The organism is Paenibacillus sp. FSL H8-0280, assembly GCF_045040665.1.
Lineage (GTDB): Bacteria > Bacillota > Bacilli > Paenibacillales > Paenibacillaceae > Paenibacillus > Paenibacillus xylanexedens_A.
In genome coordinates this window covers 2,253,997-2,267,008 of record NZ_CP150296.1, presented here as the reverse complement: position 1 = coordinate 2,267,008, position 13,012 = coordinate 2,253,997, and the positions used below count along the sequence as shown (strand labels likewise).

At 46.7% G+C, this 13,012-nt stretch carries 13 protein-coding genes; 2 read left to right on the top strand and 11 right to left on the bottom strand.

All coding sequences use genetic code 11. The features are described 5' to 3' along the window. Window positions 1–70: 70 nt before the first annotated feature. The 5 genes from MHI12_RS10260 to MHI12_RS10240 form a co-directional block, all read right to left on the bottom strand. Entirely contained in the window at window positions 71–622 is a 552-nt protein-coding gene (locus MHI12_RS10260) for a GNAT family N-acetyltransferase (RefSeq protein ID WP_341006805.1), read from the bottom strand. Between the two features lie 102 nt (window positions 623–724). Beyond that, the gene (locus MHI12_RS10255) at window positions 725–1,765 is read right to left on the bottom strand and encodes a hypothetical protein (RefSeq protein ID WP_405172303.1); all 1,041 of its coding nucleotides are present in this window, start codon (window positions 1,763–1,765) and stop codon (window positions 725–727) included. Between the two features lie 97 nt (window positions 1,766–1,862). Beyond that, entirely contained in the window at window positions 1,863–2,666 is an 804-nt protein-coding gene (locus MHI12_RS10250; protein ID WP_278295848.1) for a Cof-type HAD-IIB family hydrolase, read from the bottom strand. A 497-nt stretch (window positions 2,667–3,163) separates the two neighbouring features. Beyond that, a complete protein-coding gene (locus MHI12_RS10245) occupies window positions 3,164–3,910 on the bottom strand; it encodes a pseudouridine synthase (RefSeq protein ID WP_341006803.1) in 747 nt (248 codons plus the stop codon). Continuing rightward, window positions 3,907–5,604 carry an RsmB/NOP family class I SAM-dependent RNA methyltransferase gene (locus MHI12_RS10240; RefSeq protein ID WP_405172302.1) on the bottom strand — a complete coding sequence of 566 codons (1,698 nt, stop codon included), beginning with the start codon at window positions 5,602–5,604 and terminating at the stop codon, window positions 3,907–3,909. Before MHI12_RS10240 ends, MHI12_RS10245 begins: the two co-directional genes overlap by 4 nt. Window positions 5,605–5,825: 221 nt before the next feature. Here MHI12_RS10240 and MHI12_RS10235 point away from each other — a divergent pair, with 221 nt between their 5' ends. Next, the gene (locus MHI12_RS10235) at window positions 5,826–6,374 is read left to right on the top strand and encodes a thioredoxin family protein (protein ID WP_036609632.1); all 549 of its coding nucleotides are present in this window, start codon (window positions 5,826–5,828) and stop codon (window positions 6,372–6,374) included. Between the two features lie 217 nt (window positions 6,375–6,591). Here the strand turns inward: MHI12_RS10235 and MHI12_RS10230 are convergent, their stop codons facing one another. The 3 genes from MHI12_RS10230 to MHI12_RS10220 all read right to left on the bottom strand — a co-directional run bounded on the left by MHI12_RS10230 (window position 6,592) and on the right by MHI12_RS10220 (window position 9,108). Then, entirely contained in the window at window positions 6,592–7,074 is a 483-nt protein-coding gene (locus MHI12_RS10230) for a DUF309 domain-containing protein (protein ID WP_405172301.1), read from the bottom strand. Then, on the bottom strand, window positions 7,061–7,876 hold the full coding sequence (locus MHI12_RS10225) for a GTP pyrophosphokinase family protein (RefSeq protein ID WP_036609636.1): 816 nt from the start codon (window positions 7,874–7,876) through the stop codon (window positions 7,061–7,063). The genes MHI12_RS10230 and MHI12_RS10225 overlap by 14 nt, the downstream gene beginning before the upstream one ends. A 134-nt stretch (window positions 7,877–8,010) precedes the next feature. After that, window positions 8,011–9,108: a quinone-dependent dihydroorotate dehydrogenase gene (locus MHI12_RS10220; RefSeq protein WP_338593635.1), complete on the bottom strand. Its 1,098-nt coding sequence runs from the start codon at window positions 9,106–9,108 to the stop codon at window positions 8,011–8,013. Between the two features lie 254 nt (window positions 9,109–9,362). On the opposite strand from MHI12_RS10220, the gene MHI12_RS10215 reads away from it, so the two are divergent. Then, window positions 9,363–9,500 (top strand): hypothetical protein, encoded by a 138-nt coding sequence (locus tag MHI12_RS10215; protein WP_017689367.1) that lies wholly within the window; start codon window positions 9,363–9,365, stop codon window positions 9,498–9,500. Between the two features lie 42 nt (window positions 9,501–9,542). Here the strand turns inward: MHI12_RS10215 and MHI12_RS10210 are convergent, their stop codons facing one another. The 3 genes from MHI12_RS10210 to MHI12_RS10200 form a co-directional block, all read right to left on the bottom strand. Further along, complete coding sequence (locus MHI12_RS10210; RefSeq protein WP_405172300.1) at window positions 9,543–10,985, bottom strand: L,D-transpeptidase family protein; 1,443 nt, start codon at window positions 10,983–10,985, stop codon at window positions 9,543–9,545. A 219-nt stretch (window positions 10,986–11,204) separates the two neighbouring features. Then, window positions 11,205–11,447, bottom strand: coding sequence for a ferredoxin (locus MHI12_RS10205; protein WP_017689369.1), 243 nt, complete (start codon window positions 11,445–11,447; stop codon window positions 11,205–11,207). A gap of 116 nt (window positions 11,448–11,563) precedes the next feature. Continuing rightward, window positions 11,564–12,865, bottom strand: a complete 1,302-nt coding sequence (locus tag MHI12_RS10200) for a DNA polymerase IV (protein WP_405172967.1) — start codon at window positions 12,863–12,865, stop codon at window positions 11,564–11,566. Window positions 12,866–13,012: the final 147 nt, after the last annotated feature.

Here is a 13,012-nt window from a genome sequence, read left to right as displayed (position 1 = left end):
GCAAAAGCTTTAATTCAGCAGCCCATCGCTTGCGGTTGTCGTCAACATATTCATAGGATAGTCAAAATTCTCAGCTCAGTGGCTCCACGGGCTTCTCATATGTACTGTAACCATCGGTCTCTCCCAAAAAAGTATACCCGTTCCGCGCGTAAAAGGCGTTCAACGTAGCATTGCTCGCTCCGCAATCTAACCGAACAGTGTGTTTTCCTTCAAAATGTATGCCGCTGCTGGACCATTGCAAAATGGACCGTCCCAGACCGCTCTGAGCATATTTTCTTCGAATCGCTAACCGATGCAGATAAATTGCGCCGTCCTTGGCATAAGCTTTTGAACCCCAAAGATGAATATCCCAAGGACTTGGCTGAACCAAAAGGATGACCATCCCCGCTACGTCCGCCCCTTTTTTAAATACAAACACATCCCCACGGCGAATCGCCCCTGCCGTATCATGTGAATCTTCACCTTTAAGCAAAGCGTTCCATTGGGAAGAACCTTGGCTCTGTAACCATTCGGCTGTCTCCACCAGCAGCGACATCACATCCTCCGTATCTTCCGGCTTCGCCTGAACCGCTTGAAAACCATCGTTAATATATTGGCTAATGATCCTGAATGAGTGCATCATTGTTCTCCTCCGCTTCCTGATCTCTTTTAAACTAATGGTACTATACCGGGAAATGGATTTTTCGTCAAAATGAGAACAAAAAAGGTAAAAGGCGGTTGCCCTTTACCCATCTATTCTGGCTTCATCAATAATCTGATTTCGATACAACATCGTCAGGTGCAAGGTGTCAAACTCCATTTCCTTGTCCAACTCCAGCATCAACACTTCGACCAGGCTCTTTCGCTGAATGCTGGTACCAGGAACCTCGTAATCAATGTATCCCGTCAGATCTGAATGAGAAGTGTCTATTGTTGCTGTTCCCACAGGCAATCCACCTCTTTCCTGAAGAAACAGCTCATATACCCGGAACTCCCGATCCTTACGCTTTAGCATGACATAACATGTTTCTTCAGCAGCTTCCAGCTCATCCAGATCCGATTCATCGGTATCCTCCAAATCCTCGGAGAAATCGCGATGTACCCACTCTAGCGTTTCAAGTTCGTTGCCCTGATGCCACATGCGGATCGTAATCGTATCGATGATATCTTCATCCAGCTCTCTGACCAGTAACTCTGCCGCAGCTTCCAATTGATTCTCTTCCGGCTCGTCATACCAGTGTATTTCACCTTGTACATCAGCGCCATATTGTTTTAAGGAAGCTTCTGCAAGTTCCTGCCCTTCGACATCATTGAATATATACGTCGATATGCTGCGTCCTGCGCTTACCATTTCCATCTCCAGAACCTGATCCCGATCTTCATATGTAAACGATTCGGCTTGTGAAACAGGGATTACCTTACTTCCACTGCTACCTATATCGTCATAGCTGCCTTCGTCATGATTCAATTCTTCAGACGGCCACACTGTCTCTGACTCAGGCTTATGCAGAACCGTATGTAATGAGCCACAACTAACCAGCACTTCATAATACGCAGCTTCCAACGCATCTGCAAGAGAACGGACATAGGCATGCACTTTTTCCACGATACGTTGCTCTGTATCATCTGGCAGAGACTCCTGCTCGATCTGAAGACTACCTGATAAACGATCTCCTTCTCTGTACACAAGGAACAGTGAGCCTGCATATTGACCATTGACCATCACGTCCTGTACTTCTCCACCTGATGTCCGCAGGTCTGCAACCAATTCCACATCATAATTCATCACGTGTCCTCCTCCATTCCTAACGTTATTCTCTTAGGATGCCCCTGAGGACGGTAGATTATGAGGAAAGCGTGCATTTTAAGTATAAGATGTAGGGTTAGACGGATAACACATATTTTTGGATTGCGTGTGCCACACCCTGCTCGTTATTGGAGAGTGTAACCTCGTCCGCAGCAGCTTTCACCTCGTCCGGTGAGTTATCCATGGCAATGCCTTTGCCCGCAAAAGTCAGCATAGTAATATCATTGAAGTAGTTACCAATCGCCATAATCTCCGAAGGCAGGATTCCCTTCGATTCAGCAAGCCTTTTAAGAGCAGCGCCTTTGGACGCTTCGGGATGCATCAGATCAATAAAAAAGTCACCACTCCGTGTCATATAATAAGGCAGATTCCAAGTAGACCATTCCTGAAGTACTGCATCCATCTGTTCAATCGGACCAAATGCAGTGAACTTCGCCAGCGGTTCTGTCATGTCAACCCACTTGGGTAACTTCAGTGGCTCTGCCATAAAGTTGTAATACATCTCACGCACCTGCAACCCCAAACCTTCCGGTTGATCCACATACAGACCAAATGCTGTATTAATGTCAAAATGTACTCCATTGGTTCGACAGTAGGATATGATCGGCTCTAGTCCTTGTCCATCTAATGCAAAATGATGAACTACCTCACGGGTATCGACTTGCGCGGTAACGGCGCCGTTATGCGTAATCACATATCCATCCAGTCCCATCTGCTCCATAAAAGGAATCGTGTTGGCAGGACCTCTACCTGAACACAGGACAATCTCCGCTCCCTGACGGGAAGCTTGGATCAAGGTCTCCTGAGTCCATTCGGTAAGTTCATGATGATCATTCAGCAGCGTTCCATCTACATCAAGTGCAATTAATTTATAAGTCATCTGGCTTCATCCTCATCTGTTAGTAGTCGCACCCACCCAAACCCTCCCTTCCGAGGGAGGGCCCCAGAGGGCTCTGCCCTCTGGACTCCCGTCTTGCTCACCGGTGTTAGGTCGGGTCTTGCTATGTCACGGTTGTCGTAGGAACGCTTGTTGCCGGGCACACCGCTGGTTAGCGGCGGTCCCGCCCAAGCTTAACCGGGACCATTACGGGCAGGGCTTCGCTCTCTGCCCGGCTCCCTGCTTCACTTCGTGAAGGTCGGGAGCTTTTTCGCCTGCGGCGGTTAGTATCGGGGCTCCGCTTCCCTCCACAACTCCCTGCTTCACTTCGTGAAGGTCGGGAGCTTTCTTGCCTTCGGCGTTAGTATCGGGGCTTCGCTTCCCTCCACGACTCCCTGCTTCACTTCGTGAAGGTCGGGAGCTTTTCGCCTTCGGCGTTAGTATCGGGGCTTCGCTTCCCTCCACGACTCCCTGCTCCGCTTCGCGAAGGTCGGGAGCTTTTACTTCCGCAGAAGGCTCAACTCATCTGCGGTTAGTTCACGATAGCTTCCGATAGCAAGATCGGAAGCTAGTTCCAGCTCACCCATGGCTACGCGTTTCAGATAAATCACTCGCTTGCCTACCGCCTGAAACATACGTTTTACCTGGTGAAACTTCCCTTCGTGAATAATAAGCGAGATCGACGAGATCGTGCCTTCTTCCGTTTCTTCTTGACCAAGGATAGTCAGTTCGGCCGGCAACGTCTCGTATCCGTCATCCAATTGAACGCCCGCCTTGAAACGTTGCACATCCGCTTCATCCACGTTTCCCAGAACACGGGCTTCATAGGTTTTGGACACATGTTTGCGTGGAGATAACAGATCATGGGCAAGTGGACCGTCATTCGTAAGAATGAGCAGTCCCTCCGTATCCTTATCCAGTCGTCCCACAGGAAAAGGATTGAACACCCGATCCTCTTTACGGAGCAAATCCAACACCGTCTTATCTCTGTTATCCTCAGTAGCAGACACGACACCCGGAGGTTTATGCAGCATCAGATAGATCATCTCCCGATACACAATCCGCTCGCCATCGGCTTCAATAACGTTGACCTCAGGGTTCACCTGTACACCACTGTCTTTCATCGCTTTGCCGTCCACATGAATTCTGCCTTGTTTCACCATCTTTTTGAGTTCACTTCGTGTTCCCACACCCATATGGCTTAATATTTTGTCCAGACGCAGCGTTTGTTTGCCTTTCCCACTCATACCGATGTCCACCTCCAGCCTGCCGGATATTCATTCTTCAGTACACCATCCAGCCATTTTCCCCAGCCAGCGGCATAACCATCTACACATACAAGAACGTACCCTTTGGCAAACGTATCTGCCTTGAGCACCACTCGTTCTTCTTCAATATTTAATGTTTCACCCTTGAGGTATCTCACGGCTTCGCCATCAGCGGATGACAGATTTACGCTTCGCCGTGCTTCAGATGCATTCAGAGCACACGCAAGCGGGTGGGACGGAACAAATCGTCCATTCTTAATCGTGCCCATAAACCAGCCTGGACGAATGACTTTCAGTCCCTCCAACCGAGCTGCACCAACCGATGATTGATACACCCGATCTCCGTAACATACCGTCTCTCCAGTTAACTCAATCTCCAATTGTTCTTTCATAAACTGACTGTAGATCGCAACCGGATCAATACTTGCCGAATCGGCTCCGCGTCCATGACCCCGTTCCGATTTACGTCCACCGTGATCTTTACCTTTTTTGCTCTGTCTACCCGAATTCTTGCCGCCACCAACCTGTCTGTCATGGGACTCTCGGGATTCGATTCGCAACAAACGTTCCTTTTTACGATCAGCCTTGGTCATAGCAATTGAAGAAGCAGCAATAGAGTGATCCTTGTTCCCCTCTACTTCAATCCTGGACACATCCACGACCTGTCCATACTCCATTGCTCCTTCTTTAACTACTCCAGGTTGATCTGTTTCTACTTCTTGCCCTACACGATGCTTTAATACAGCGACATAATGTCCTTCCCCTTCCAAAAGGTGGGGCCACAATCTTGCGGTACCACGCGTTTGATCCAGCACAGCTTCCGTCTCTTCTGCCTTCTCCGGCATCATCTGACGTACCCATTCCGGACGTCCTGGAGCAAATCCTGTCTCTTCAGGAATGTCCATGACTACGAAATCACGGTTTACATTTAGGAACTCCGCAATCATCGCTTCGTTTTCCTCCGGCGCAAAGGTACATGTCGAATATACGATGGTTCCTCCTGGGGCCAGCAATCGTGCCGCAGTCTCCAAGATATCCCGCTGCATGAGCACACATTTTTCCACCGAATGATGTTCCCACGATTTCACCATGTCTTCATCCTTGCGGAACATGCCTTCACCTGAGCAAGGCGCATCGATTAATACTTTGTCAAAATAATGAGGAAATGCATTTGCGATCCGCTCTGGCGACTCATTCAAAACAACCGCGTTACGCACCCCGTACAGTTCCACGTTTTTGGCCAGCGCTTTTGTGCGTTCAGCATGGATATCGTTCGTCACAAGTACACCCTTGCCTTGCAGCTTTGCAGCAATCTGTGTGGTTTTCCCTCCCGGAGCAGCACATAGATCAAGCACACGATCTCCAGGCTCCACCTGCAATAATTCAACTGGAGCCATTGCACTTGGTTCCTGTATATAATACAGGCCTGCATGATAATAAGGGTGCAGCCCCGGTTTAACACCATGAGGTACATAGAATCCTGTCTCACACCACGGAATAGGTCTTAGATCAAACGGAGCAATCTCATCGAATTGTTCCATCGATATTTTCAGTGTATTCACTCTCAGTCCCGCATGAGGAGACTGTTCATAAGATTTCATAAATTGTTCAAACTCATCACCCAGCAAACTTTTCATTCGCTCAGCAAATATCAAAGGTAGCTTTACACCCATATTCCCACTCATCCTGTCTTGGTAAGATTGCAATATCGTTTTATTTTATCATATCCAAGCTTTGTATTCCTATCATATCGTATCTATTCCACTACAGCGTGTAATGTAGTATAATGGCAAGTAGATTGATTCCTGAGCAAAAATTCGGGTGTTTATGCATATTATCCCAACCTTTATTTTTGCCCAAACTATATTTCGATATGATCGATGGGGGATGTCCAATGAAATCCAAGAAGAAAAAGAAAAGTGCTGCGATCCTTATATTCCTGGGTATTTTAATCATTATGATTGCAGCACTGGTTGTCGTAGACCAGCAATCCAAGAAACAGATGGATTCAGTGGAAAATGCTTATGGCATCGCTGCTTCCAAGCTTAATCCAGCTACACGGGAGCTACTTAGTGATCCCAACTATCAACAAATTATTGTACCCACAGATCTCAAAGCCAAAATCGATAACAAAGACAGCTTTTTTGTTTATTTCTTTGCTTCCGACTGCTCGCACTGCCGTGCCACAACACCTCAGTTGATGCCGCTAGTTGACAGTGAAGGTATTGAGCTTCCGCAGTTCAATCTGCGTGAATTCGAAGCAGGATGGACTGATTACAATATCGAGTTCACACCTACACTCGTCTATTATGAGGCTGGTGTCGAGAAAGACCGTATGGTTGGCGGACTGAAAGAGAATGGCAGTGACCAAGGCTACACACTGGATGATTACAAACAATTTTTCCAAAAATATAAAGGCAGTGCCGCTCCTTCGGCAAGCTAACTGATAGATCCGTTCCCACAAATATCTACAATTAGGCACTTGTATCACCAGAAACTGTTCTGTTGAAGGACAGGCTGTGCCACCTGCAATCATCTGAATATGACGCAACATTCAAAAACACCCCGATCGTTCCCTTTACAGGAATCGTCGGGGTGTTTCATATACATGGAACTTCATATCCATGGGATGCTCATTTGAATGTTAACGTGATTACGGTTCAACTTTTACTCTGATCCATCGCCTTCATCTTCTCTTCGTATATTCGCCCTCTGGTAGGACTCCGGCGTTGAGGAATATTTGGTTTTAGCTCAAGCGATCTTCTAGATATCTCTTGTTCTAAGACCTCATCAACAATTCGTATGGACAAATCCCTGTAAGTCACAGACTGAGCGTCAGGCTCAGACAGTTGCTTCACGATTGCCTTTACTTCCTTTACCAAAATCCCAAGCTCAATGCCCAGAGTCGTAGCAGGATAAGGTTCCAGAAGATCAAGTGAGCTCTGTAACATCATCGTTCCTCCGCGGAGATTGCCATTCCTGAAGTGGTATAGACCAACCGCAATCTGCAACAACCCTTTATAGAGAGAATCCCGGTTACGTTCAAGCCACAATTCTTCCAGCACCTCATGACACTCGAAATAATCCTGATCCCGATTGAAGTAGATTAAGTAGTCAACGTACAGTGGCTCATAGATGCTCATCCGGGTTTTCGCCCTTTCTGGCGTTGTTCAGAAGTTTCTTCACGTCATCCAGCAAGTCTTTGAGCCCTTCCATATCATGCCGTTCCCAGTAATCGTTAAATCGCTTCTGTGCTTCAATTGCTTCACTGACAAGGTGGTAGAAGTATAATTGATGAATGATATTCAATGTTCTTGACACGATATTGGAATCATCCTCAAATGCCTTCTGCGCCTCCAAAATCTGTAGACGAATTGCAGACATCTCGTTGTCCAGTATAAACGCGGCCTCAGCCGTTTTTTTCAGCCTGGTTCTCATCTCATCAGGTAACCCTTCGCGAAACTTGTAACTCAGCGAATGTTCAATGGTAGCCCAGAAGTTCATGGCAAGAGTCCGGATCTGTATCTCGGCCAAAACTTTCTTTTGTCCCAGAGCCGTCTGAACGGGATACTCAATAATCATATGGAAGCTTCGGTAGCCGCTCTCTTTGAAATTCGTAATGTAATCTTTCTCAATGAGTACCGTGAGATCCTTACGGCCTCGAATATACTCGGCAACCCGACGGATATCATCTACGAATTGGCACATGATACGGATACCTGCAATATCCTCAATGCCTGTCTCCACGTCATCAAGCGACACATTCAGTCGTCTGGATTTCTCCAGAATACTGGATATTTTTTTGACACGACCGGTAACGAATTCAATCGGGGCATACTCTTCCCGTTTTTTCAGCTCCGCCCGCATTGTCTTAAACTTGACTTTTAATTCCTCTACCGCTTGTTCATAAGGAAGTAAAAATGTACCCCAGTCTCTACCGTCCATGCTTATGCCTCCTGTCTCTATAGCGTCCCCTGTTCTATTCCATTATACATGATGTTTGGTGGGGGGAAGAGTCCCGAACCATTTTACGCTCTTCCATGCTTCTATATTTTCAATCCGGGGATCCACATTCCTTCTTAACGATGCTCCGCACCAACCGCTTCAGAGATATGACGATAACCGTCCTTGCGCAATAACTCACGCAGTCCGGCATGAATACGCCGATTCACCTCAGGTCCTTCGTAGATTAATGCTGTATATATTTCGACCAGACTTGCTCCGGCTTTAATTTTCTCATAAGCATCCTCACTTGTGAAAATACCACCTGAACCGATGATCGGAAGTTTGCCTTCGGTCTGGCGATAGATCTGGCGAATAATCTCCGTAGAACGCTCACGCAGAGGTTTACCGCTCAGACCGCCAGTCTCTTTTGCATGTTGGTGGGAAAGTCCTGTACGACTGATGGTTGTGTTCGTTGCAATAATGCCAGCAACACCGCTGTCTGCAATTGTGCGAACCATATATTCAAGTTCCTGATCATTCACATCCGGTGCGATCTTCACCAGAACGGATTTGGCCGCTCCGCCCGCTCGTGCATGCTGCACGTTCATCTCGTTCATAACCGCAGCGAGCAGTTCCTTCAATTCATTCCCATGTTGCAGATTACGCAAATCCGGTGTATTTGGTGAACTGATATTAACTACGAACAGATCAGCATAATCGTATAGTGCCTGAATGCACTTCGAATAGTCCAAGTGAGCTTCCTCATTAGACGTTGCCTTATTCTTGCCGATGTTAACAGCCACTGGAATACGCCGATCCTGTAGACGTGAAAGTTCTCCTGCCATGGCTTCCGCACCAAGATTGTTGAAGCCCATTCGGTTCACCAAAGCCTCATCCGGAGGCAAACGGAACAGTCGTGGTTGATCGTTACCTGGTTGTGCAAGTGGTGTCACGGTTCCCACTTCCATGAATCCAAATCCGATGGAAGAAAAGCCCGTTACGGCCTGTCCGTTTTTGTCCAGACCCGCAGCCAGACCAACAGGTGTAGGGAAATGACACCCAAACATGTCAACAGCCAGATCAGACGTTTCACGAACGCCGTACATCACACGTAGTCCGGAAGGAACCGGACGGATGCTGCCCACGCCACTAAGGCCGCCAATAATCAGATGATGGGCCTGTTCAGGGTCCATTTTGAACAACAAAGGTTTAGCAAGACTTCTGTATAACAAATCACTCACTCCGTTCTGGTCCGGTACGCCAAAAAGCCGTTGTCCGTCTTTTCATATGTAAAAAACACTCTACACACAAGTCTATCTGTTTCTTATTAAAAAGGAAAGTAGTTTGCGCATAGACAGCACAAATCGAATAATACAAAATGCTCACAAGAAATCCACCCGCCCACTGGAAATGACGAGTTGAATTCTTTACAATGAGAGCATGGTTACTCTACACCAGTTCTATTCCAAATAAGGAGGAATAACTCATGGCTCCCAAACGTAAACCACCTGCATTACAGCAAAAGAAAGAAGAAGTGAATCGCAAAGCCATTGCATGGACAGCAGCCAGTGTAGGCGGCTTGATCATCATCATTGGTGCTCTTATCATTATTGCCAACATGTAGATGATTCAGGCTGAATCCATCTGATTCTACATATCAAACAGATCAATTCAGCCAGTGATACGTTTTGTTCGGATTATTCTGCTTTGGAACAAGTGTATGCTGATAACGCTGCTTTGCTTCTGGAACAAGCGTCAGATCTGGCAGTACATCTTCTCCAATGCGTACTGGAGTGCCTTGCGGAGCAAGAGCGAATAACTCTTCTACATCTCCTGTACGCATTCTCACACATCCAAGGGATTCATCCAGTCCGATACTGTCTGGCTCGTTGGTCCCGTGGATGGCATAATTCGTATTTGAGAGCTGCATACCTCTGCTTCCAAACTCACCGTTCGAGCGTCCATTCGGATTGACCACTTTATCTGTAATGATAAATGAACCCTCCGGTGTGCGATCACCGCCAAGTCCCACATCATACATACGAATAATGGTATCCCCACTGATTAATGCAAGTTTATGTTTATCCTTATCAATGACAATCTCCAGCGGTTCCTGCAAAAAAGGCCGACCTCCCAGCGTATCTGCAAAAGCGGCATTGTTGCTTTGAGACGAATTCGAAGTCGTTGAACCATTCTCTTTACCACTCGAATCGTTCTTTCCTTCCTTTGCCTTTCCTTGATGCAGAGCTAACAGCTTCGGAAACATCTCGGTCATCCCTGGCGCAGTCTCGCCCAGAATATTGTTCGGAAATGGCTGGGCCATTTGCGTTACACTCTTGGGCCAAGCGTCATTTTTTTTGCGATAGGCAACGATTGCACTTGATAATGATGCAGCGGCTTCCTGCTTGGCGGTCCACGCCAAGGCCATCTTTTTGATTTTCGGCGTAACTTCAGGAGGTTCACAGTTACATTGCTTGGCATCATAACTCTGTGCAGTTAATTTACCGCTTGTATTGGTTTGTACTATGTACTTCACAGGCATATTTCGCTTCCATAAAGACCAGTCATCCGAGGTTTGCATACCCAGTACAGCAGAGGTCTCTACTTTTGGGCCAGACCCGGACCAGGCAGCTGCGAGAGCAGCCTCGCCATGGTTGCCTCCACCAAATGCCGCAGCGGTGAACACATTGCTTGGCGCAATGGATGCAGTTCCAACCTGTTTATCCGCTTCTACAGGCGCTTCGATGTCATCTGTGGATTCCAGTGCTGCTGACAGTGCGTCGGCCGCTTCCCGACTGAAACCCGGAGCGTCCGCAGGTGGCAGACCTGCCAGCACAAGCAGCATGAGCAACGTAAGCCACATTTTGCGTCTACGTTGTTTTTTCTCCTTTTGCTCAGACATCTCCACCAGTTTCTCCTGATAGTCTACCCAGATGTCAGCAGGAGCTTTACTGCGTTCAAATGCCTCATAAACCTCGCCCGCTTGCTGAAAGCAATAGTTGGCTTTGGCCTCCTGTCCTTCGCCCAAATACTCCTTTCCGAGCAAGTACCAAGCCATTTTATTGTCGGGATGTTTCTTGACATATGTTCTTAGATGAGTATTTTGCATCCGATCCTCCACTATTTCGCCTTTTTCCGTATATCATTATATATCGGCATAACCAGGCGTTGAATCCATAGGACTTGAGTACCCGGTGGAAAATAGGGGGTTCGACAATGTTCGTCCTTGATCCACAGATCAGCTAATCACAGTTAAATGAGAACAAAAAAAGCACCTTCCCTTGTCGTTAAGACAAAAGAAAGTGCTCTGTGTTCATGCAAGAAATACTTAACCCTCTTTATTGAAAGGCTCATCCGCTACTTTGATTGAATCTGTAGGGCAGCCATCGCATGCATCCTGCATATCGTCAAACAAGTCGTCTGGAATAGCTTTGACACCATGGTTAGCATCGCCGTCAAAGATAACTTCAGCCAAACCTTCATCATCATAATCGTAGATGTCTGGAGCAGTTGCTCCACAAGCGCCACAAGCGATGCATGTGTCTTTTTCAACCCAAGTATATTTACTCATTTACATTCTCTCCTCCTAAAATTCAAAACGTACAGTGTTTTTATCTAGAAACATATTAATACAAAGTAAGGATAATTACAAACATTTTGCAACCATAAGTCTCTATTATCCCTTATTTAATCAAGACTTTGCAAGTTATCTTTTTGCAGGGAAGTACCGCGCACTTTATGATTACGAAGCAGCACGGAAGGATCGTCTCCAAGCATGCCGGCGGTCACAACAGCATTCTCACCAAATTTATCACGTAACTGATCCATAATCCGAATCAGATTGTCCTTCTTGGGCTTCTGCTCATATTCGAACAAGTCCATCTGTACAGCGGATTCCTCTCTTGGAATCAGGTTTTGGAGTGTCACACCCAGCATGCGTACAGGCTTGCTACTACCCCAATGCTTCTCAAATAGTTTACAGGCCTCACGGTAAATGACCGTTGCATCCTCCGTAGGTACTTCCATTAGACGTGATCGGGTGATTGTCTTCATATCCGGTGTGCGGATTGTAATCTGAATCCCCTGGCTGAACATTTCGTGCTTGCGCAATCTTCTGGCTACCTGGTCACTTATATTGAGGAACACCCGATGAATCTCATTCATATCCGATACATCCGCCGGTAAAGTGGTTGTATGCCCAATGGATTTATTGGCCTCACGTTCCGCGTGAACTGCGGAATGGTTAATGCCATTCGCAGAATTTTTGAGCCATGCTCCATTAACTCCAAATAGTTCGGTCAACATGTTCTCATCCGACTGGGCCAATTGACCAATCGTTTCAATGCCCAGTTTTTTCAGCTTTTCAGCCGTTTTTTTGCCAATGCCAAACATCTCGTTGCATGGTCTGTGCCAAAGAATCCGGGGTACGTCTCTCATGCGTAAAATGGAGATACCATTCGGTTTTTTCAGATCCGAAGCCATTTTTGCCAATAATTTGTTGGGTGCAATACCAATGGAACATGGCAGCCCCAATTCATCCTTGATTCTACGCTGAATACTCTCCGCAATCTCCATTGGATTCCCGAATTGCCTTGAACCTGTAATATCAAGATAACATTCATCAATGGATGTCGCCTCAAGTTGAGGCGTATAACTATACGCAATCTGCATGAAGGCTCTTGAATATTGACGATATAAATGGAAATCAGGACGAATCACAATGAGATCAGGGCACTTTTTCATGGCTTGGTGCACGACCATTCCTGTTGAGATGCCTCGATTACGAGCGGCATATGAGCAGGTTACAATTACACCCTTTCGCAGTTCACTGCTGCCCGCAACGGCCGTTGCTTTTCCTCTATACAAATCTGGTTCCTCGGCTTCATGTACAGAGCAGTAGAAAGCATTCATATCGACATGCAGAATCACCCGTCCGGCTGCAGGGTAATATTGATCCACATTTGCTGGAGGATTGCCGTCTGAAGACATCATGAACCCCCGCCCTTTCTTGCACACTAATTAATGATACGAATTTCTTTCTTCTATAGTATATCAAACCCGTTATGTTAATTCAGTCACGTGCATTTATTTTCTGCGAGATCTGATCAGAGACCGAATAATTAACCAGCCTACACT